The 21067-nt window shown below is 69.1% G+C and carries 23 protein-coding genes; 12 read left to right on the top strand and 11 right to left on the bottom strand.

What is annotated here, in order from left to right:
• Positions 1–396 (bottom strand): succinate dehydrogenase, cytochrome b556 subunit, encoded by a 396-nt coding sequence (sdhC, locus tag NY1_RS30735; RefSeq protein ID WP_084535632.1) that lies wholly within the window; start codon positions 394–396, stop codon positions 1–3.
• A gap of 302 nt (positions 397–698) precedes the next feature.
• Between sdhC and NY1_RS30730 the strand changes: the two genes are divergently transcribed.
• The 5 genes from NY1_RS30730 (at position 699) to NY1_RS30710 (ending at position 4567) form a co-directional block, all read left to right on the top strand.
• The gene (locus NY1_RS30730; RefSeq protein WP_067720637.1) at positions 699–1100 is read left to right on the top strand and encodes a cytidine deaminase; all 402 of its coding nucleotides are present in this window, start codon (positions 699–701) and stop codon (positions 1098–1100) included.
• A 62-nt stretch (positions 1101–1162) separates the two neighbouring features.
• Positions 1163–2449, top strand: a complete 1287-nt coding sequence (locus tag NY1_RS30725; protein ID WP_157762567.1) for a thymidine phosphorylase — start codon at positions 1163–1165, stop codon at positions 2447–2449.
• Positions 2450–2519: 70 nt separating this feature from the next.
• Positions 2520–2792 (top strand): excalibur calcium-binding domain-containing protein, encoded by a 273-nt coding sequence (locus NY1_RS30720; protein WP_067720635.1) that lies wholly within the window; start codon positions 2520–2522, stop codon positions 2790–2792.
• A 112-nt stretch (positions 2793–2904) separates the two neighbouring features.
• On the top strand, positions 2905–3996 hold the full coding sequence (locus tag NY1_RS30715) for an adenosine deaminase (RefSeq protein ID WP_067720634.1): 1092 nt from the start codon (positions 2905–2907) through the stop codon (positions 3994–3996).
• 118 nt (positions 3997–4114) lie between these two features.
• On the top strand, positions 4115–4567 hold the full coding sequence (locus NY1_RS30710; RefSeq protein WP_067720633.1) for a hypothetical protein: 453 nt from the start codon (positions 4115–4117) through the stop codon (positions 4565–4567).
• Positions 4568–4619: 52 nt separating this feature from the next.
• Here the strand turns inward: NY1_RS30710 and NY1_RS30705 are convergent, their stop codons facing one another.
• The 5 genes from NY1_RS30705 to NY1_RS30685 all read right to left on the bottom strand — a co-directional run bounded on the left by NY1_RS30705 (position 4620) and on the right by NY1_RS30685 (position 8345).
• Positions 4620–5873: a SatS C-terminal domain-containing protein gene (locus NY1_RS30705; RefSeq protein ID WP_067720632.1), complete on the bottom strand. Its 1254-nt coding sequence runs from the start codon at positions 5871–5873 to the stop codon at positions 4620–4622.
• Between the two features lie 26 nt (positions 5874–5899).
• On the bottom strand, positions 5900–6229 hold the full coding sequence (locus NY1_RS30700; RefSeq protein WP_067720631.1) for a YbaB/EbfC family nucleoid-associated protein: 330 nt from the start codon (positions 6227–6229) through the stop codon (positions 5900–5902).
• A 70-nt stretch (positions 6230–6299) separates the two neighbouring features.
• Positions 6300–6644, bottom strand: coding sequence for a hypothetical protein (locus tag NY1_RS30695; protein WP_067720630.1), 345 nt, complete (start codon positions 6642–6644; stop codon positions 6300–6302).
• A complete protein-coding gene (locus tag NY1_RS30690) occupies positions 6641–7810 on the bottom strand; it encodes a C40 family peptidase (RefSeq protein ID WP_067720629.1) in 1170 nt (389 codons plus the stop codon). The genes NY1_RS30695 and NY1_RS30690 overlap by 4 nt, the downstream gene beginning before the upstream one ends.
• 193 nt (positions 7811–8003) lie before the next feature.
• Entirely contained in the window at positions 8004–8345 is a 342-nt protein-coding gene (locus NY1_RS30685; protein ID WP_067720628.1) for a type VII secretion target, read from the bottom strand.
• Between the two features lie 141 nt (positions 8346–8486).
• On the opposite strand from NY1_RS30685, the gene upp reads away from it, so the two are divergent.
• Complete coding sequence (gene upp / locus NY1_RS30680) at positions 8487–9110, top strand: uracil phosphoribosyltransferase (RefSeq protein WP_067720627.1); 624 nt, start codon at positions 8487–8489, stop codon at positions 9108–9110.
• Between the two features lie 5 nt (positions 9111–9115).
• Here the strand turns inward: upp and NY1_RS30675 are convergent, their stop codons facing one another.
• From NY1_RS30675 to NY1_RS30665, 3 genes are read right to left on the bottom strand one after another with little or no spacing between them, the layout of a single operon-like run.
• Positions 9116–9352, bottom strand: a complete 237-nt coding sequence (locus NY1_RS30675; protein WP_067720626.1) for a hypothetical protein — start codon at positions 9350–9352, stop codon at positions 9116–9118.
• An 8-nt stretch (positions 9353–9360) separates the two neighbouring features.
• Positions 9361–10959: a phospho-sugar mutase gene (locus NY1_RS30670; protein ID WP_067720625.1), complete on the bottom strand. Its 1599-nt coding sequence runs from the start codon at positions 10957–10959 to the stop codon at positions 9361–9363.
• 9 nt (positions 10960–10968) lie between these two features.
• Complete coding sequence (locus NY1_RS30665; protein WP_067720624.1) at positions 10969–11751, bottom strand: purine-nucleoside phosphorylase; 783 nt, start codon at positions 11749–11751, stop codon at positions 10969–10971.
• Positions 11752–11899: 148 nt separating this feature from the next.
• Between NY1_RS30665 and NY1_RS30660 the strand changes: the two genes are divergently transcribed.
• The 3 genes from NY1_RS30660 to NY1_RS30650 all read left to right on the top strand — a co-directional run bounded on the left by NY1_RS30660 (position 11900) and on the right by NY1_RS30650 (position 15329).
• On the top strand, positions 11900–12604 hold the full coding sequence (locus NY1_RS30660; RefSeq protein ID WP_067720623.1) for an enoyl-CoA hydratase-related protein: 705 nt from the start codon (positions 11900–11902) through the stop codon (positions 12602–12604).
• Positions 12605–12885: 281 nt separating this feature from the next.
• A complete protein-coding gene (locus NY1_RS30655; protein ID WP_067720654.1) occupies positions 12886–14073 on the top strand; it encodes a M20 family metallopeptidase in 1188 nt (395 codons plus the stop codon).
• Between the two features lie 107 nt (positions 14074–14180).
• A complete protein-coding gene (locus tag NY1_RS30650; protein WP_067720653.1) occupies positions 14181–15329 on the top strand; it encodes a M20 family metallopeptidase in 1149 nt (382 codons plus the stop codon).
• Between the two features lie 188 nt (positions 15330–15517).
• On the opposite strand, the gene NY1_RS30645 is transcribed toward NY1_RS30650, so the two are convergent.
• Both NY1_RS30645 and NY1_RS30640 read right to left on the bottom strand, forming a co-directional pair.
• Positions 15518–15928, bottom strand: a complete 411-nt coding sequence (locus NY1_RS30645) for a PPOX class F420-dependent oxidoreductase (RefSeq protein WP_067720622.1) — start codon at positions 15926–15928, stop codon at positions 15518–15520.
• A 144-nt stretch (positions 15929–16072) separates the two neighbouring features.
• Entirely contained in the window at positions 16073–16552 is a 480-nt protein-coding gene (locus tag NY1_RS30640; RefSeq protein WP_067720621.1) for a gamma-glutamylcyclotransferase family protein, read from the bottom strand.
• Between the two features lie 226 nt (positions 16553–16778).
• Between NY1_RS30640 and NY1_RS30635 the strand changes: the two genes are divergently transcribed.
• The 3 genes from NY1_RS30635 (at position 16779) to NY1_RS30625 (ending at position 21056) form a co-directional block, all read left to right on the top strand.
• The gene (locus tag NY1_RS30635) at positions 16779–18179 is read left to right on the top strand and encodes an NAD(P)H-quinone dehydrogenase (RefSeq protein WP_067720620.1); all 1401 of its coding nucleotides are present in this window, start codon (positions 16779–16781) and stop codon (positions 18177–18179) included.
• Between the two features lie 197 nt (positions 18180–18376).
• The gene (locus NY1_RS30630; RefSeq protein ID WP_157762563.1) at positions 18377–19582 is read left to right on the top strand and encodes a hypothetical protein; all 1206 of its coding nucleotides are present in this window, start codon (positions 18377–18379) and stop codon (positions 19580–19582) included.
• A gap of 79 nt (positions 19583–19661) precedes the next feature.
• Entirely contained in the window at positions 19662–21056 is a 1395-nt protein-coding gene (locus NY1_RS30625) for a DUF8176 domain-containing protein (protein ID WP_067720619.1), read from the top strand.
• Positions 21057–21067 lie beyond the last annotated feature (11 nt).

The raw sequence follows: 21067 nt of genomic DNA, 5'->3' as shown, positions 1-21067 counted from the left end.
TCAGTGCTCCGTCAGCAGGTAGAAGAGCTGGCGGCCGATGCCGGCGCCCGCGATCAGGATCCAGAGGGTCAGCACGACCCACAGCATCTGACGCTGGAAACGCGGGCCCTGCGACCAGAAGTCGACGAGGATGACGCGAATGCCGTTGAACGCGTGGAACAGCACGCAGACGACGAGACCCATCTCCATCAGGGCGACCAGCGGATTCTTGTAGGTCTCGATCGCGCGGTCGTAGGTGTCCGGGCTGACTCGCACCAACGCGGTATCCAGTACGTGGACGAACAGGAAGAAGAAGATCGTCACGCCCGTGATGCGGTGCAGCGCCCACGACCACATGCCGGGGTCGCCACGGTAAAGGCTGCGCTTCGGCTTGGCCGGAGCTTCTAGCGTGGTCATAGAGTGCGGTGCCTCCAACGTCGTTGATGGACCCGGTCAGATCCGGCCGCGGAGCCGTTGGACTGTCGATAACACCTGCTCACACGTGGAATCGAAAATCCAGTGGCAGTGCTGCAGGCCCGCATTCGGGTACCTGAACCGATCTGAGGAGGACTCTAATCCCCGCGTGTAGGGGGAACTAATTCGGCGTGCCGCTCGTTGGCCGAAAATTGACCGACTTAGGTTTGCCTTTCCTGATTTTTCACACAGTGTGCGAAGGTATGCGCAAGGGTTGCCCCGCGTCCCCGGGAGGATGGTCTGATATGTCCGAAATTGACTGGAACGCCTTGCGCGACAACGCTTTACAAGTAATGTCGAAAGCGTATGCACCGTACTCCCGATTCCCCGTCGGGGCGGCCGCTCTCACTTCCTCCGGCGCCGTTGTGAGCGGCTGCAATGTGGAAAATATCTCATACGGACTGGGCCTCTGCGCCGAATGTGTACTGGTCGGTAACTTGATTTCCGCCGGAGCGGGGCGCTTGATCGCCGTTTCGGTGTGCGACTCGCGCGGCGAAATTCTCATGCCCTGCGGACGGTGCCGGCAGATCCTGCTCGAGCACGGCGGACCCGACCTGCTCGTCGACCATCGCAGCGGGCCGACGCCGCTGAAGATGCTGCTGCCCGACTACTTCGGGCCCGAGGACCTGGAAGCCGGGCGGCTGTAGTCCTTTCCGTCGCGCCGCGCATGACGGGGGAGCGCGCGGCGTGCCAGGGTGGAGGGGTGAGTGTGCACTCTGCGGTGGACGTGATCCGGGCCAAGCGCGACGGCGGCGAGCTGAGCGACGCGCAAATCGATTGGGTGGTGGACGCGTTCACGCGCGGGGAGGTCGCCGACGAACAGATGTCGGCGCTGGCCATGGCGATATTGCTGCGCGGGATGACGCGCCGGGAGACCGCGCGCTGGACCGCCGCCATGATCGAATCCGGCAGCCGGATGGACTTCACCGACCTGCCCCGCCCGACCGTGGACAAACACTCCACCGGCGGGGTCGGCGACAAGATCACGCTGCCGCTGGCGCCGCTGGTCGCCGCCTGCGGGGCCGCGGTGCCGCAGCTGTCCGGGCGCGGATTGGGGCACACCGGCGGCACTCTCGACAAACTGGAGGCGATTCCGGGCTGGCAGGCCGACCTTTCGGCCGCGCGCATGCGGGAGATCCTGGCGGATCCGGGGATCGGGGCCGTGGTGTGCGCGGCCGGGGCCGACCTGGCGCCCGCCGACAAACGGCTCTACGCGCTGCGTGACGTGACCGGGACGGTGGAATCCATCCCCCTGATCGCCAGCTCCATCATGAGCAAGAAGATCGCCGAGGGGACCGGGGCGCTGGTGCTCGACGTCAAGGTCGGGTCCGGGGCCTTCATGAAACGGCTGGACCAGGCGCGCGAATTGGCCACCGCCATGGTCGAACTCGGGCTCGACGCCGGGGTGAAGACCGTGGCCCTGCTCACCGCCATGGACACGCCGCTGGGCTGCACCGCCGGAAACTCCCTGGAAGTCGCCGAATCCCTCGATGTGCTCGCGGGCGGCGGGCCCGCCGACGTGGTCGACCTCACCCTGGCGCTGGCCCGGGAAATGCTGGCGCAGGCCGGAATCGACGGCATCGATCCCGCGGACGCGCTGGCCGACGGGCGGGCCATGGACCATTGGCGGGCCATGATCGCGGCGCAGGGCGGCGATCCGGACGCGCCGCTGCCGCAGGCCGCGCACACCGAGATCGTGCGCGCGCCGGCCACCGGGGTGCTGACCCGGCTCGATGCCATGGGCGTCGGGCTGGCGGCCTGGCGGCTCGGGGCCGGGCGGGCGCGGCAGGGGGATCCGGTGCAGTTCGGGGCCGGTATCGAAATGCATTTCAAGCCGGGCGATCCGGTGGCGGCGGGGCAGCCGCTGCTGACGCTGCACACCGATACGCCCGAGGCGTTCCCGGCGGCGCTCGCGGCCCTGGACGGCGCGTACGCGGTGGGCGAGCTCGGCCAGGTGGCGGCGGGACAGGTGATCCTCGACCGCATCGGCGGCTGACTGCCCTCTCGTCATCCCGGCGTGCTTTCGGCCGGGATCTCATCTCTCGGACGCGGTTAGCCTGGAGAAGGTGAATCGCAGAAACGAACGCCGATTACGCGGGACGGTCGCGGCGGGCCTGGGCGCGCTGGCGCTGGGCATCGCGCTGCCGCTGACCATGGGACAGGCGAACGCCGAACCGCGCATCGATATCAACCCGCCCCAAACCTCCAAGGCCCAGCCGTATCCGTATTACTCCAGCTGCGCCGAGGTGCGCTCGAAGGGCAAGGCTCCGCTGTATGCCGGTCAACCCGGCTACACGGCCTATCTGGACCCCGACGGGAACGGTGTGGCCTGCGGCTAGCAGGTGACGATCACGCTAATCCCAGCAACGCGTGGGCAACGACACGCCAACGTGCGAGTGGACACAGGCGAACTGTCATGCCGCAGAACGAGAATGCGGCTACCGTTTCTACATGACTGGACCGACGCCGCTGACCCTCGCTTCGATCCGCCAGGCGCCCAAGGCGGTCCTGCACGACCACCTGGACGGCGGCCTGCGACCCGCCACGGTACTGGAACTGGCCCGCGACTGCGGCTACGACCAGTTACCGGCAGGCGATGCCGAAACCCTGGGCAACTGGTTCCGGGACGCCGCCGACAGCGGATCGCTCGAGCGGTACCTGGAGACCTTCGCCCACACCGTGGCCGTCATGCAGACCCCCGAAGGGTTGCGGCGGGTGGCGCGCGAATGCGCCGAGGACCTCGCCGCCGACGGGGTGGTGTACGCCGAGGTGCGGTTCGCGCCCGAACAGCACCTGGAGAGCGGGCTCACCCTCGACGAGGTGGTCGAGCACACCATCGCCGGATTCCGCGAAGGCGAAGCCCTGGCGGCCGCCGCGGGCACGCCCATTCGCGTCACCTGCCTGCTCACCGCCATGCGCCATGCCGCACGCTCGCGGGAGATCGCCGAACTCACCGTGCGCTGGCGCGATCGCGGCGTCGGCGGGTTCGATATCGCCGGCGCGGAAGCGGGCTACCCGCCCTCCCGCCACCTCGACGCGTTCGACTACATGCGAGCCAACCACGCCCACTTCACCATTCACGCGGGCGAGGCATTCGGCCTGCCCTCCATCCACGAGGCCCTCGCCTTCTGCGGCTGCGACCGGCTCGGCCACGGCGTGCGCATCACCGACGACATCACCGACTCCGCCGACGGACCGAAGCTCGGCCTGGTCGCGAACTACGTGCGGGACATGCGAATTCCGCTCGAACTGTGTCCCAGCTCCAATGTTCAGACCGGTGCGGTGCCTTCGCTCGACAAGCACCCGTTCGACCTGCTCGCCCGGCTGCGCTTCCGCGTCACGGTGAACACCGACAACCGGCTGATGAGCGACACCTCCATGAGCCAGGAAATGCTCAAGCTCTCACAGACTTTCGGCTACGGCTGGAGCGACCTCGAGCGTTTCACCATCAACGCCATGAAGTCCGCCTTCATCCCCTTCCCGGACCGCCTCCGCATCATCGACGAGGTGATCAAGCCGGGTTACGCGGTACTGCTCGGCTGAGCGTTCCACAGTCGCCGGATGTGGTGCAGCCCAAGGAAATACCGCTAGTGAAATAATGGTATTTCAATAACATGCGAACCGGCGGCCAGGTGGGCCGCCGGAAGGATGACCGCACCGCATGACGAAACGATTGATCGGCGGCCTGGCCGCCGCCCTGATGACCGCGCTCGCCGCCCCCGCACTGTTCGCGGCCCCCGCCTCCGCACAAGTCTCGACCATCGAAGTCCATGGCATGGACTGGGGGCTGGCCTGCTACGCGCCGACCAGTTGCAAGCTCATCGTCGTGCTGACCGGGGCGGATCGGGGCCAGCCGGTGACGATCCAGATCGACGGTGTCGCGGTCGCCACCGGGCTCACTCCGACGGTGGACGGAACAAAGGCATACGCGAACTACAACTGGTCGCCGGAGGTCGACAAGACCTACACGATCACCGCGATTCAGGGCGCATCGACCAAGACCGCTACCTTGACGCTCCCGGGCGAACTCGGCGGCACCACGCCGAAGGTGACTACAGGCAGCGCCGTGTTCGACGCGCTGATGGCCCTCTCTTACGGGTCGGCCGGCAAATAGTTATGCGGTGAGAGTGCCGTGGCCGCAACGGATTACGGCCACGGCGCAGGGATCACGCCTTGTCGAGCCGGGTTTCGAAGGCTTCCTGGAGCACCTTCCACGCCTCGGCCTCGGCCTGGAAGGGCGGGTTCGGGGCCATGCGGGTGGGGTCCGGGTTGAGCAGGTAGGAGACGTACCAGCCGAGCGGGGTGGAGACCGCCAGGGCGGCTTCGACGGTGTCGTCGTCGGCGTAATCGGCGGCGTCGGTGAACAATTCGACGGCCAGGTCGAGCTGGTCGGTGTCGACCGCCTGGGGGCCCTCGGCCAGATCGTCGGCCAGGCCGGGGAGGACGTAGACGTTCTCGTCGTCGACCTCGACTTCGAGGGAGCCGTCGACGGCGGCGGTCTGGACGTCGCCGTAGGTGCTCACCCGGGCCAGATCGTGCTCGTGGTCGTCGGCCAGGTAGCGGGCCAGGGCGCGCTCGGAACCGAAGACGGTGATCTTGCCGTCGGTGCCCAGGAAGATGGGCTCGTCGTCGACGTAGCAGCGCAGGGTGAAGAAGGTGCCGTCCGAGGTCACGATCTTGACCGGGTCGATGCCGATCTCGTGCCAGAACGACAGGTCCTCGTCGTCCTCGTCCTCGTCGTCCTCATCGAGATCGACGGGCTCGAACTCCGACTCCTCGTCGCTGTCCGCCGCGTCCTCGGCATCGACGACATTCTCTTCCGCCGCAAGCAGTTCCGCCTCCGCGACGGCCACCGCGTCGGCGTCCACCTCCGGGAGCGAGACCACCGAGTCGACGGCGTCCAGCACCGCGTCCCAGTCCTTGGCGATGGCCGCGCCGATCTGGTTCCAGAGCTCCTCGCCCTCCTGGCCGGCGAAGGCGCTCACGCCCGCGGGCAGCGCGCCCAGCACCGGGTGCGAGCCGAAGAACTTGATGACGGTGTCGAGCTCGCACACGTCACCGAGATTGCGGACGATATCGAGGGTCTCCTCGAGCTCGGACACCACCTCGGGGTCCGGGTCCTCGGCGGCCAGCTCGGGCACGCCGACCAGATCGAAGACGAACTGCTCCTCGGGCTCCAGTTCGGCGGCGGACAGACCAGCGATGATCTTCCAGGCCGGATGGTCCACGAGATCGTTGTCGGAGTTGGTGCGAATGAACGCGGCCAGCTCCGCGACGGACTCGAAACCGTACAGGTCTTCCTCGTGACCGAGGAATGCCTGCCACTCATCGTCACCGTCTCGCCAGCGCGGTGCCCACAGGGTGACGAGATCGCCTTTGGTCAGGCCGAGCGCGATCGGGACGATGTCTCCAGAAGCCATGACCGGAAGCCTATCTAGTGCCCGCCTCAGGCACTATCCGGGCCGCCCCTCACATTTCCGGCCGGGAACGACTTGTTCAGTTCGGCAAGGATCTTGGCGCGTTCGGCGGTGGCCGCGGCGGCGGCCTGCTGGGCGGTCCACAGCATCAACTGGGCAACCTCCGCGGGCGGCCGGGAAGTCACCGATTCGGCCAGCCACAAGCCGGTCAGCGCGCCTTCCCCGTCCACCTCGGCGGTGCAGGAACCGTCTTCCGAGGTGTAGCGGGCACGGAGATTCCGCAGCCCCGCCAGCGTGGCTTCCAGGGCTTCCAGCTGGTTCGCGGCCCCGTTCACCAGGGCGTCCATCTCCCCGCTCATGCCGATTCCTTTCGCGCATGAGCGGAGCCCTGCGTGGTTACGCTTCGCTGCCGCCTCCGGGCTTGACCGCTCATGCGTTGCGCGTCCAGCTGGTGGGGCCGGTGTCCTGATCGTCGAGGCGATCCAGCTCGTCGGCCGCGGCCCGGCGGGTGGGCAGCCCGAGCCGGTCGAGGGCCTCGTCCGGCACGCCCGCCTCGGCCAGGATCTCGCGCCGCCGCGACTTCGCCACGATCGCCGACCGCCGGGTCAGCCGCAGCACCTCGTCGGCGAGAGCCTGTGCGCCGTAGCGGTATTCGCCGCGCTCGAACCGGATCTCCACCGGCATGCCCTGATCGGTCGCGTGCACCGTGACGGTCCCGGCGCGATTACCGCTCGCGGCCACCGTCACCTTCGGAACAGCACCCGGCCCGCTCATGAGGTCGGCCTGTAGAACCCGAGGAATCGCATACCGCTGTTCTCCGTCCTGATCGCGCCGATCTGCACCGGATCACCCGCCTCGACCAATTGCCCGTTCCCGATCACCATCGCCACGTGCCCGTCCCACACCGCCAGATCCCCGGGCATCAAGTCCCCTGGACCCACCCGCAGGTGCCCGTCGCCCTGTTCCTGCGCCAGCCGCGGCAATCGCACCCCGGCCTCGCCGTAAGCCCACTGCGTCAACCCGCTGCAATCCAGCCCCGCACCGGGCGTCGTCCCGCCCCACACGTACGGCGTCCCCACCGCACTCAGCGCATTCCGCACCGCGTCCGCGGCCTGCTGGTTGGGCGCTACCACGGTACTGCCATCCGGAAGCGTCACCTTCACCCCGGTTCCCGCCGGGCTCGTCTGCGGCTCCGCTCCCGCCGACCCGCCCCGGCCGGCGGACTGCCCGTCCCGCCCGCGCGTGCCGGTCGACGAAGCAGGCGTGGTCATCAGCCCACTCACCATCGAAGCCCCGGACTCCACCACCTTCCCGCCGCTCGACAACGCCGTCGAACCGGCTTGCGCCACATCACTGTTCGCCGCCGTGGTCACCGAGGCGGGCATCACCGCGCCGCCCGCCTCCGCCACCGGAACCCCCGCCGGCGCGGGCGCCGGAATCGGCGTGATCAACTCGCGCATCGCCGCCGTCTCGCCCGCCAATTCACCCCGCACCCGCTCGACCACCTGCACCGCCCGCCCGAGATGGTCGACGGCCGAACCGACGATCGCCGTGATCCCCGCCGGCGAAACCGCCGTCGCCCCGAGCAGCTCCACCGAGTCGAGGAACGACCGCAGGATCTTCTCCAGCTCCTTCCGCCCTTGCGCGATGGCCGCCTCGACCCGCTCCACCCCGGCCGCCATGGCCGTTCCCCGATCGGACAAGGTGACCGCGCTCGTCTGCACCCGCAGCGCCTTGTCCATCGCGGCATCCCCGCCCCGGCTCTGCCACCCCGCGTACAACCCGTTGATCCCGCCGCGCCCAACCGCGTGCACCTCGTCGATCGTCGCCGAACTCTCCCGCAGCAGTGCCGCCGACTCGGATGCCCCACCGGTCCCGAAGCTCGCCCCCAGCGCCTCGATCGGCCGTGCCAGCGCCCCCACATCCAATAACCCGCTCATGCGTCGACCCCCGTCCGGAGGGTAGCGAGCCGGCGGTTGTTCGTGTGGCGACAGCCGGACAAGGCAGGGGCGGCGTTGCGTGACGCGGTGCTGCCGCTGCGCCCGCGGGGCGCGTGGGCGTCACCGGCCCGGCTGATGCGAGCTGAACTGCTGACAGTCGGGTTTCCCGATTTTGCGGCGGTTTTTCGGGCGGTCATGCGCTCTGCTCCGGGTTGGGCGTGGCCTCGGCGGTGTTGATTCGCAGGGCGGCGGCGTAGTTGTCGTCGATGGAGGTGCAGGCTGTGGCGCTGCCGGTGGTGGCCAGGCCGAGGCTGGTCAGGACGGCGGCTAGGTCGGTGAGGGTGGTGGTGTGAGTGGCCAGGGCCGCGGTGAAAGCGGTGCGGAAGTCGGCGCCGATGAGGCCGAAGGCAGGGGTGAGTAGGAGGGGGTCGGCGGCCGCGGTGCGGGCGGCGGTCGCGGCGAAGGTGGCGGCCATGGTGTGGGCGGTGGCGGCGTAGGCGGCAATGGCGTTGGGGTCGAGCGTGATTCGGTGCATGGGTGCCCCCGTGGTGGCCGGTTGCTGGGTGGTCGGGTCCTGTGTGGGGTTGGACGCGCGGGGCGGGGGAGCGGTTCCACCGATTCCGGGAAATCTGACCGGTGGGGATCTTGGTCCGGTTCTCTGACCTATCGTTTTCTTATGCGCACTCACGTCGTGGACCATCCGCTCGCTGCCGCTTTGCTGACCACCATGAGGGACGAGCGCACCCCGAATCCGACATTCCGGGCGGCGCTGCGGGAGCTGACCGGGATGCTGGTGTACGAGGCCATGCGCGACGCGCCGATCGCCACCTTCCCGATCGCCACGCCGGTCGCGGCGGCCGAGGGCATCCGGCTGGCCGCGCCGCCGCTACTGGTGCCGGTGCTGCGCGCGGGGCTGGGGATGGTGGAGACCGCCGAGAATCTGATTCCGGACGCCCGGATCGGGTTCGTGGGGGTGGCGCGCGACGAGAAGACGCATCAGCCGACGCCCTACATGGAATCGCTGCCCGAGGATCTGTCGCACACGCCCGTGTTCGTGCTCGATCCGATGCTGGCCACCGGCGGGTCCATGGTCTACACCCTCGAATTGCTGGCCACCCGGCGCGCGCGGGACATCACGGTGCTGAGCGTGGTGGCCGCCCCGGACGGCATTGCGGCACTGGAGAAGTCCGGGCTCGCCAACCGGTTCTTCACCGCGTCGATCGACCGCGGGCTGAACTCGGACGCCTACATCGTGCCCGGGCTCGGCGACGCGGGCGACCGCCAGTTCGGGCCGCGCTGAGCGGGTTACCGGCGCGGCCGCCAGGCCTGCGGCGCGAACAGCTCCAGGTGGGTGCAGGATTTGCAGCGGAAGGCATGCACCTGGAAGCGCGGTTTGCCCATGCGCTTGGCGCCGCCGAACACGCCGACTTCGAGCGGTCCCGGAATCCACCTGGTGTACCCGGCCGAGGAGTCACCGGAGTCGTCGAGAAATCCCGTTTCCAGATCCGAGCTTCCGCAGTGCGTACAGGTCTGATCGCTCACGGGCCACCTCACAGCTTTTCGCAGAACTCCCGGATATAGGAAAGCCTAAGTGCGGCAGCGGCCTTCGCGGGCGCGATTGCCGCATCCGAGATCACCGGCTCGAACACCTCCAGGTAGCACTTGAGCTTGGGCTCGGTCCCCGACGGCCGCACCACCACCCGCAGCGATTCGCCTTCGAAGATCAGCGCATCGGTCCGCATGGGCCCGCGCACCGCCGCCAGATCCGTGAGCGCGACCGCTTCACCCGCGATCTCGGTGGGCGGGGTCTCCCGCAACCGCGCGACCACCGCCCCGGCCTCCTCGGCATCGGCCAGCCGCAACGACACCTGATCCCCGGCGTGCACCCCGAACTCGACCGCGTACGCATCGAGCACGTCGTCCACGGTCCGCCCGGCCGCCTTCAACTGCGCGACCAGATCCGCTGCCAGCACCGCCGCCGAGATCCCGTCCTTGTCCCGCACCGCCGACGGATCCACGCAGTGCCCGATCGCCTCCTCGTACGCGTACACGAGCCCCTCGCCCGCCCGCGCCAGCCACTTGAACCCCGTCAACGTCTCCGCGTACCGCGCCCCGCGCGCCGGAGCCAGCTTGCTCAGCAGCCGCGACGACACGATCGTGGTGGCGACGAGTGAATCCGGTGCGGCCGTGCGCAATACGAAATCCCCGAGCAGCACCCCGGTCTCGTCCCCGCGCAGCATCCGCCAGCCGTCCGGCCCGGGCACCCCCACCGCGCACCGGTCCGCATCCGGATCCAGCGCGATGGCGATATCGGCATCGAGCCGTTCCGCCAACTCCAGCAACAGATCCGACGCCCCCGGCTCCTCCGGATTAGGGAAAGCGACCGTCGGAAAATCCGGATCCGGCGCGAATTGCTCCGTCACCACCACGATGTCGGAGAACCCCGCCTTCCGCAGCGCCGCCGTCGCGAGTTCGCCGCCCACACCGTGCATGGCCGTCAACGCGATCCGAATATCGCCGCGCTCCGCGGGAATCCGGCCCAACGGCCCGCCGAGATCCTCGCCCGGCTCCCGGTTCGCCTCGCCGCCGATCGTCTCGGGCAGCACCGCGACCCGCGCCAGGTAGCGGCGGACGATCTCCTCACCCATCGCCTCGGCCGAGGCCTCGTCCGGGAGGTCGAGCAGGCTCGGTTTCGGGGCGGCCGGGCTGGGATCGCTGCGGGGGATGCGGCCGTGCACGGCGTCGATGCAGCGTTCGATCTCGGCGTCGGCGGGCGGGACCAGCTGGGAGCCGCCGTCGAGGTAGAGCTTGTAACCGTTGTCGGTGGCCGGGTTGTGCGAGGCGGTGATCTGTACGCCCGCGACCGCGCCCAGCGCGCGAACCGCGTAGGCCACCACCGGGGTGGGGAGCGGGCGGGGGAGGGGCAGTACGGAGAAGCCCGCCGCGGCGAAGACTTCCGCTGTCGCCACGGCGAATTCGGCGGAGCCGTGGCGGGCGTCGTAGCCGACGATCACCAGCCCGCCGCCCAGGCAGCGGTCCCGCAACCAGGCGGCGATGCCCGCGCTCGCGCGCGACACCGTCTCGACGTTCATTCCGTCCGGTCCGTCTTGCAGCGGACCGCGCAGTCCGGCGGTGCCGAAGCGCAGCATGCGCGTCTCCTAGAGTCGTTCCAGCACGCCGCGCAGGAGTTTGCCCAATCGGGTTGCGGCGGCGTGACCTTCGGCGAGCACCTCCGCGTGGGACAGGTGCGCGCCGGTCATGCCGGCGGCGAGGTTGGTGACCAGCGAGATGCCGAGCACGCGGGCGCCCGCGGCCCGGCAGGCGATGGCCTCCAACACGGTGGACATACCCACCAGATCGGCGCCCATCGTCCGGAGCATGCGGATTTCGGCCGGAGTCTCGTACTGGGGTCCGGTGAGCCCCGCGTACACGCCCTCGGTGAGGGTCGGGTCGATTTCCTTTGCCAGCGCCCGCAATTCGGGATCCCAGGCATCGACCAGATCGACGAAGTTCGCGCCGGTCAGCGGCGTGCGCCCGGTCAGATTGAGATGGTCGCTGATCAGCACCGCCTCGCCGACCCGCAGCCCTTCGCGAATCCCGCCCGCCGCATTGGTGAGCAGGATGGTGTCCGCGCCCGCGGCCACGGCGGTGCGGACGTTGTGCACGACCTGCGCCGGCTCGTGGCCTTCGTAGAGGTGCTGGCGCCCCATGAGCAGCAGCACCGGCGACTCGTCCACGTGGACGGAAACGATGGTGCCCTGATGCCCCTGGGCGGTGGGCGACCCGAATCCCGGCACTTCGGCCATGGGAATCGTGTGGTCGGGTTCCCCGATCTGAGCGGCGGCTTCCTGCCAGCCGGATCCGAGGATCACCGCGACCCGGTGTTTCTGCACTCCCGTACGTTCGGCGATCGCCTGCGCGGCGGCCTGTTCGGCTAGCATGTCCGCCACCCTAGTCGCAGGCGATCTAGCGTGCTCGGGCACGCCGCCGACCTGCCGGTTTCGCCCCTTTTTCGCTGGGCCCGCGCCACCGCTACGCAAGAGCTACCCGTCGGTAGGTAGCCGTGACCGACCCCGCTACGCTTCCCCCATGCCGTACTTGAAGCGTGATGGGGACGTGTTCGTGCTGTACCTCGGAACCGAGGGCCAGGACATCGACAGCGACAACCGATTCCATCCGGACTGGATCGAGTCGGTGCACGCGCTGCTCGACGAGGTCGAGGCGTCCGAGGGCCCGGCCGCGCTGGTCGTGACCGCCAACGGCAAGTTCTTCTCCAATGGCCTGGACACCGAATGGCTGTTCGGCAATTTCGACAAGAACTGCTGGTACCTGGACCGCGTCCACTCGCTCTACACCCGCCTGCTGGGCTTCCAGATGCCGACGATCGCGGCCGTCAACGGGCACGCCTTCGGCGCCGGCGCCATGCTGGCCACCTCCTGCGATTTCCGCATCATGCGCGCGGACCGCGGTTTCTGGTGCCTGCCCGAGGTGCACCTGGGCATGCCGTTCACCGTCGCCATGAACGCTCTGGTCACCGAGCGCCTCACCAATCAGGTTGCGGTGGAGGCCATGACGACCGGTCGCCGCTATGCCGCCGATGACGCCATCGCCGCGGGCATCGTGGACGGCAAGGCGGATGCCGAGTCGTTGCTCGCCACCGCCGTGGCCCGCGCCGACGAGCTGAAGGGCAATCGCAAGCCCAACCTGCCCGTGATCAAGCGCGCCCTGCATCAGCGCGCGCTGGCCGGCCTCGCGGTGGAGACCACCCCGGAGAACCTGGCTTTCAGCATCTGACGATTCCACCCCTGGGCTGCGGCCCGGCGCCCCCGGACGGGGCGGGGGCGGGGCGGTGATTCCCCGTCCGGGGGTTCGGGGACGCACCCCCGAATCCCCTTCCCCCGCAACATCCGGGGGATTTCGCGTCTCCGGGTGCGCGCGCTTGCCCGGCGAGTGCAAGACTGTGTTCCATGCCTCCATCGCGCGGCGGCGATGATTCGGAGCCTTTGAAACCGATCAGTCGGCACGATTCGAACGTGTCGGCGCTGGGTGCTGCCCTGACGGCGCCCGATCCGGCCGTGCTCGCGGCCTCGGACAAGGCGATCGAAGCGAATCGCGATCAGCTGATCGCACTTTCGCATTCGATTCACGGCGAGCCGGAACTCGCCTTCGAGGAATTCCGCAGCGTCGCAAAGACGATCGAACCCCTGCGCGAGTTCGGTTTCAAGATCAATTCCGGGGTCGCCGAACTGCCCACCGCTTTCGCCGCCGAATACGGCAGTGGAGACCTAACGGTCGGTATTTTTGCCGAATACGACGCACTACCGGAAATAGGCCACGCCTGCGGGCACAACATCATCGCCGCGTCCGCCGTCGGCGCCGCGCTGGGCCTGGCCGCCGTGGCCGACGCCTGCGGCATCACCGTGAAAGTGCTGGGCACGCCCGCCGAGGAATCCGGCGGCGGCAAGGTGCTCATGCTGGACCGCGGCGTTTTCGACGATCTCGCCATGGCGTTGATGGTGCACCCCGGCCCCGAGGACATCGTGGGCGCGCGCTCGCTCGCCCTCGCCGATTTGTCCGTTGTTTTCCACGGCCGGGAATCGCACGCTTCCGCCGCGCCCGAATACGGGCGAAATGCACTCGATGCCATTACCGTCGCGCAAGTCGCTCTCGGTTTGCTACGGCAACATCTACTGCCCGGGCAGCAACTCCACGGTATAGTCGGGTCGGGCGGTGTGGCCCCCAATATCGTGCCCGGCCACGCGGAACTGCTGTATTACCTACGGGCAGTCGACTCCGCGGCTCTCGAAGATCTGATGCAACGCGCATCGGCGTGTTTCGAGGCAGGTGCCCTGGCGACCGGATGTACACACGAAATCCGGAAGCTCGCGCCGACATATACGGAGCTGACTCCGGACAGCGCACTACTGTGTGCCTATCGCGAGCAGATCCGCCGTCTCGGACGCGAGCCCATCGCACCGGAACTCGAGGCCGCGAGGCCGCTGGGCAGCACGGACATGGGCAATGTCACCAATGTCATCGCGGGCATCCACCCGGTCATCGGCATCGATGCCGGGGGCGCGGTGACGCACCAGCCCGCGTTCGCGGCGGCGGCCGTGAACGCCTCCGCCGATCGCGCCGTCCTGGACGGGGCAACGGCTTTGGCTCGCACCGCGATAACCATCGCAGGCGATCAATTTCATAGGGACAGGTTGTCGGAACGCGTTACCCAACGGCAGTTTCAGCGACAGGAGGACATTCGGTGAGCACAACCGGCCGGTCCGCGGCGCGAAGTACCGGACCAATGGCGGCGTCCTGCGTTTCCACGCAGAACCCCGCGAGCGTCGCAATGGAACCGGCGACGGGACACGAGATGGTCGAGGCATGGCTCGAGGAGCACATGGAGGACCTGATTTCGTGGCGCCGTCACATCCACGCCAACCCGGAGCTGTCCCGCACCGAGTTCGGCACCACCGAATTCATCGAGTCCTGGCTGGTCAAAGCCGGGCTCGAGCCCCGCAAACTACCGAGCGGCACCGGCCTGATCTGTGATATCGGCCCGGACGGACCGCGCATCGGACTGCGTGCCGACATGGACGCGCTGCCGCTGCAGGAGTACACCGGGTTACCGTTCGCCTCCACCGTGCCCGGCGTGTCGCACGCCTGCGGGCACGACGCGCACACCACCATCCTGCTCGGCACCGCGCTCGCGCTGGCCGAGATCGCCGATCAGCTGCCGGTCGGCGTGCGGCTGGTCTTCCAGCACGCCGAAGAGGTCATGCCGGGCGGGGCCATCGACATGGTCGCCGCGGGCGCGATGGAAGACGTGTCGCGCATGTTCGCCGTGCACTGCGACCCGCGGCTGGAGGTGGGCCGCGTGGGGATTCGCGTGGGCGCCATCACCTCGGCCGCCGACACCGTGGAACTGGTCCTGGATTCGCCCGGCGGGCACACCTCGCGGCCGCATCTGACCAGCGACCTGGTCTATGCCATCGGCACGGTCATCACCGGGCTGCCCGGGCTGCTCTCCCGCCGCATCGATCCGCGGACCAGCACCGTCATGGTGTGGGGCGCGGTCTCGGCGGGCAAGGCGCCCAACGCGATTCCGCAGACGGGCATGCTCACCGGCACCGTCCGCACCGGCGATCATGCCACCTGGTCGCTGCTCGAGCCGATGGTGCGCGAGATCGTCGAGGGGTTGCTCGCCCCGACCGGCGTCCGCTATCAGCTCAACTACAAGCGCGGCGTGCCGCCGGTCGTCAACGACGAGTTGGCGGTGCGCATGTTCGAGGAGGCCATTCGCGGCCTCGGACCCGATGCGCTGGCCGACACCCAGCAGTCCGGCGGCGGCGAGGACTTCTCCTGGTACCTGGAGGAAGTCCCCGGCGCGATGGCGCGGCTCGGCGTCTGGTCGGGGCAGGGCGAACAGCTCGACCTGCACCAGCCCACCTTCGACATCGACGAGCGGGCGCTGGCCGCCGGCGTGCGGGTCTTCACCAACCTGGTGCTGAACGCGCGCTGAGGCTCGAAAGCAAAGAGAATCCGGCCGCACCCTGACGGGTGCGGCCGGATTCGCGTTGGGGTGGGTAAGACAGCCGAGCGGGCGGCTTATCCGGGTGCGGCGCGCCCCACCCGGCGGTGGTGCGGCTCGTTCCGGTGGGGCGCCACCATCTGCTGGTGTTGTGGCTCGGATTCGGTTGCGCGCCTGGACTACTTCTTGGGCGCGTATTCGCCCCAGCCGTGCCAGTGGTCGATCTCGATCCAGGCGCTGACGCGCTTCTGGTCGCGGACGGCGTACGGGGCGCCCATGTAGTGCTGGGAGATCCGGTCGATGACCGAGGAGTCGGGATCGGCTTCGAGGGACACGATGCGGCCCTGCACGCTCACGTGGCTGTACCAGTTGCCCGAACCGAGCACGGTCAGCGAGACCCGCGGATCCTCGCGCAGCCAATCCAGTCGCTTGCGGAAATCGGCCAGGTTCACCAGGATTCGGCCGTTCTCGTACAGGTACCAGGTGGCCACCGACACCGGCTGGCCGTCGGGCTTGTTGGAGGCGATCACGGCGGGGTTCGGCTGAGCCAGGAATTCGGCGACGGCGGCGGGCAGGGGCGGGTTGGACATCGCGATCCTCTCGACGGGAGATGTTTCGTCGATAACCAACGTATGCGCGGCCCGGATCTTCCGCGCTGATCACGGCCGGGAAAACGCCGGACCGTACCCGCGGCGGGGTACGGCCCGGTGCGAAGAGCGGAAACGCCGGGGCGGTCAGAGCCCGAAGGTGCCCGGGCCGACGTTCTTGGAGTTACGGGTGCGTAGCGCGTGCACGTATTCGTTCGGCGCACCGGCCTTTTCGGCGGCATCGGAGATGACTCCTATGTAGCGGGCCGACGGCAGACCACCCTCGTAGGCGTCCAGCACGTACAGCCAGGCCAGTACCGGGTCGGTGCCCGTGCCCTGGTTCGGAGTGACGCGCAGGCGGATCTTCTTGTGAATGCCGAAGTCCGAACCTTCCCAGCGGTCGAGGCTCAGCTCATCTTCGCTGGGCACGTCGTAAAGGACGACGAACACGCGTGAGCCCGGCTCTTCGACCACCGTCGCGAGCGGTCCCTCCCAGCCGATATCGTCCCCGGCGAAGGTGAGGCGCCACCCTTCCAGCCAGCCGGTTCCGTATACGGGGGAGTGCGGACAGCGCTTGAGCATCTGCTCGGGATCCATGTTGGACCCGTAGGCGGCGTAAATCGGCACCGTAAAAGCCTATCGAACAATCACCGCAACCATCCCCGATCCCGATCACAGGGCGGGTCCGGCTATAGCGAAAACGCACAATCCACGCGCATGTCACATCTCGACACGCCGTGCAGGGCTGTGACGAAGTCCGCTCTCGATGCGGTCGGAGCTGTGCGGACGCTGAAAGATAACGTTGTAGGGGTGGCGCCGGAGACCCCGGAGCCCGGAGGAGAAGCGAGGGAACATGACCCGCATTGCGATCATCGGTGGCGGGCCCGCCGGATACGAGGCGGCCCTGGTAGCGGCCCAGCACGGCGCACCGGTCACGCTGATCGACAGTGACGGCATCGGCGGCGCGTGTGTGCTGTGGGATTGCGTGCCGTCGAAGACCTTCATCGCCTCCACGGGCGTGCGCACCGATCTGCGCCGAGCCCGTGACCTGGGCATCACCGTGCACCCCTCGCAGGCGCAGGTGCGGCTCGCCGAGGTCAACTCCCGCGTCAAGGCGCTCGCGCAGGCCCAGTCCTCCGACATCAAGGCCAAGCTGCAGACCGCCGGCGTGAACGTGATCGCCGGCTACGGCGAGATCATCGACCAGGCGCCCGGCCTGGCCACCCACCTGGTGAAGGCCACCTGTCCCGAAGGCCAGCAGATCATCGAGGCCGAAGTGGTGCTGATCGCCACCGGCGCCAGCCCGCGCGTGCTGCCGGGCGCGGAACCGGACGGCGAGCGCATCCTGAACTGGCGGCAGCTCTACGACCTCCGGGAGCTCCCGGAAACCCTCGTCGTGGTCGGTTCCGGCGTCACCGGCGCCGAATTCGTCTCCGCCTACACCGAGATGGGCGTGAAGGTGAAGCTGGTCTCCAGCCGCGACCGCGTGCTGCCGGGCGAGGACGCCGACGCCGCGCTGGTGCTCGAGGAAGCCCTCGCCGAGCGCGGTGTGGAATTGGTCAAGCACGCCCGCGCCGATGCCGTGGAGCGCACCGCGGACGGCATCGTGGTGAAGCTGTCGGACGGGCGCAATATCACCGGCAGCCACGCGCTGATGACCGTCGGCTCGATCCCCAACACCGGCAAGCTCGGGCTGGAACGCGTCGGCATCGAACTCGACAAGGGCGGGTACCTGCGCGTGGACCGGGTCTCGCGGACCACCGCGCCCGGCGTGTACGCCGCCGGTGACTGCACCGGCCTGCTGCCGCTGGCCTCGGTGGCCGCCATGCAGGGCCGCATCGCCATGTACCACGCGCTGGGCGAGGGCGTGCAGCCCATTCGCCTGAAAACCGTTGCCTCCGCGGTGTTCACGCGGCCGGAGATCGCGACCGTGGGTGTCAGCCAGACCGCCATCGACAACGGCGAGGTGCCGGCGCGCACGGTCATGCTGCCGCTGAACACCAATCCGCGGGCCAAGATGTCTGGGCTGCGGCGCGGTTTCGTCAAGATCTTCTGCCGCCCGGCCACCGGCGTGGTCATCGGCGGAGTCGTGGTGGCGCCCATCGCATCCGAGCTCATCCTGCCGATCGCCCTTGCGGTGCAGAACAATCTGACCGTCAACGATCTGGCGCAGACCTTCTCGGTGTATCCGTCGCTGACCGGCTCGGTGACCGAGGCGGCGCGGCAGCTCATGCGGCACGACGACCTCGACTAGACATTAATTTTCGGTGCTGGGCATACCGGCGGGTTGCCGGTATGCACCTTGTGTGATTCACTTCGCGGCGGGACAGCGATCGGCAGGGCGGTCGCGAGAGTGTCGGGGGGTCAACCCTTTCCGGCGACAGCCGCTACGCACTCGCGGAAGCTCGCGTGCTCGATCGTGCCGATGAGGACGAAGGAATAGAGCGAAACGTGAAGCACCGCAAGCCGAATCGGATCAAGGCGAGTACCTCCCTACCCTTGGCCGCCGCGGCCGCCGTGGTGACCCTGCTGAGTGCGCCGGCCAATGCCGCGCCCGGCGGGCCCAGCGTGGCACCGTCGGCCCCGCAGCAGCCGGGCGCCGCCGAACAGCCGGCGGCCACCGAGGAGAGCCAGGCGCCGGAGACCAAGACCGAAGTCATTCCCGGCAACGGGGCCCAAGGCGGCACGCAGGGCGGCGGCACCCAGGGGAACGGCGCACAGCCCGGAACCCAGGGGAACGGCGCGCAGGGCGGCACCCAGGGCGGTGGAACGCAGGGGAACGGCGCACAGGGCAACGGAACTCAGGTACAGCCGAGCCAGCCGGGCGTGACGAACCCGAACACCGGTGCGGGACAGGGCGCGCAACAGCCCAAGACCGACACCCAGCCGGCCGGCAACGACCCCAAGAGCAAGACCCAGCCGGGCGTGTCCACGCCGCGCGTCGCGCCGCTGCCCGTGCCGGGCCAGCAGGGCGCGCAGGTGGTGCCGGTGCAGGTGCAGCCGGGCACCAACGGTGAGCAGGGGCAGGCCAGCCAGGCGGGCACCCAGACCCAGCCCGGAACCCAGGGTCAGGGCGGCGCGCAGGCGAATCAGGGTGGCCAGCAGGCGAATCAGGGCGCGCAGGCCGAGGAGAAGCCGACCGAGACCCTCACCGGCGAGCAGCCGGCCGTGGAGAAGCCGCGCTGGACCGCGCCCGCCGTCGAGGCCGCGCCCGCCGCGCCGGTCGTCGAGATGAGCGGCCCGCACACCGAGGTCGGCGCCAATATCGACGGTGGCGCCATCCTGGCCGGGTTCGCGGCCAACACCCACCACTTCAGCAACCTCGACGGTTACGTCGGCACCATCGGCTACACCACGCCGGGCGGTATCGGCGAAGCCGGTGTGGCGCTGGACTACACCGTGCGCAATCAGATCAAGGTGACCGCCTACTCCGGCAACGGCGCGGGCGCGGACCAGAAGATCGAGTTCCTGCTCGACACCACGGTCGCCAACGCGGTCAAGGCGGACGCGGAGAACTGGATCCGCCTGATGCCCGGCGGCGCCACCATCCTGGAGGCCGCGGCCCAGGTTGGTAAGCTCCCGGCAGGTGAACTGGCCTCCAACTCGATCGACGTCGGCGGTGTGACCGGTCAGGTAGGCGGTACCGTCCAGTACTGAGCGTGCTGGCAGTACACAGTCGTCGGGTGGGGCGGTCGTCGAGCGACCGCCCCACCCGTGTGTCTCGAAAGGACGGGTGATGGATTCCGGCAAGGACGAGTCCGCGGATCGGTCCGGCCCGGCGGTCCCGCCCGGAGCCGATGCCGGACAGCCCGCTGGGCAGCCGGGAACCGCCGCCGAGGGGACCGGGGCCGGCGAGCAGCCGGACTCCGAGTTCGGGCCGCCCCTTTCGGAATTCGGTCCGTCGCTCAACGACTTCGGGCCGTCCATGAACGAACTCGGAACCGGTGGCTTCGGGCCCGCGCCGGACGCCGGTGCGCCCGGGTGGACGCCCGCGCCGGGTGCGGCCAGTCCCGAATTGGCTTGGCGGCCGGCGGATCCGGGCGGGAATACACCGGGCAGCTCCGGGCTGGCGTGGCGGCCGGCGGAACCCGCGGGCGCGAACCCTGGTCTCGGCTGGCAGCCTGCCGAGCCCGCCGGTGGTGCGGCCGGGTCGCCGAATGCCGAACCGGGCTGGCGGCCCGCGGAGCCCGCGGCCGGGGCGAATCCGGAATTCGGCTGGCAGCCCGCGGATTCCGGCGCGGCGAACCCGAACCTGGCCTGGCAGCCCGCGGATACGCCGCAGGTGCAGCCGCCGCCGGCGCAGTATCGCGCGCCGGATTCCTGGACTCCGCAGGACGCGGTCGGGGGATACGCGCCGACGGCGGGGGAGGGCCCGGCCGAATCCGGTGCGGGCGAAGCGAATTCGTCCGGCGGCTGGGACGAGTCGGCGGCCACCACCACCGGATCCTGGTGGCGCTCCACGCCTTCCGGTTTCCCGCCCGTGCCGCCGGTAGAAGCCGCGGAGGGCGAATCGCTGTCGTGGGCCGATGACCCCATCGCCAAGCGTCTCGCGCCGAAACCCGCTGCCGCGCCGGTCAAACCGCCGGGCAAGCCGTGGGGCCGCATCGCCCTGATCGCCGGTTCCGCGATCGCCGCCATCGCACTCGTGACGGTGGTCGTGGTGGCGGTCACCAGCGGCGGTGACTCCGACGAATCGCCGCTCGCGGGCGCGACCACCGCCGGCAAGCCCGGCGTGTCCACCACGGTGGCCCAGCTGAGCTGCCCGGCCAAGCGGGACGGCGCGCTGACCATCGGCAATGGCGCGGGCGGCACCGATTCCGGCGCGCAGGCCATCCTCGGCTTCCAGCACGCCTTCTACGTCGATCGCAGCGGTGTCAAAGCGCGCTCCTTCGTCGACCCGGACTCGAAAACCGTGTCCGAGGCCCCGGTCATCCAGAGCGACGGCATCAACCAGACCCCGGCGGGCACCACCTACTGCGTCCGGATCGTCGAGGTCGGTCCCGAAACCTTCGACGCCGACCTCACCGTGCACTCGCCCGACGGCACCACCGCCGTCTACCGGCAGCGCATCGTCACCGTCAACCGGGACGGCAAGCATCTGATCTCGACCATCGACGAACGCCAGTCCTGAACACCCGGAGC

It is taken from the genome of Nocardia yamanashiensis NBRC 100130 (assembly GCF_001613325.1).
Taxonomy (GTDB): domain Bacteria; phylum Actinomycetota; class Actinomycetes; order Mycobacteriales; family Mycobacteriaceae; genus Nocardia; species Nocardia yamanashiensis.
This window is presented reverse-complemented; position numbering and strand designations above follow the sequence as displayed.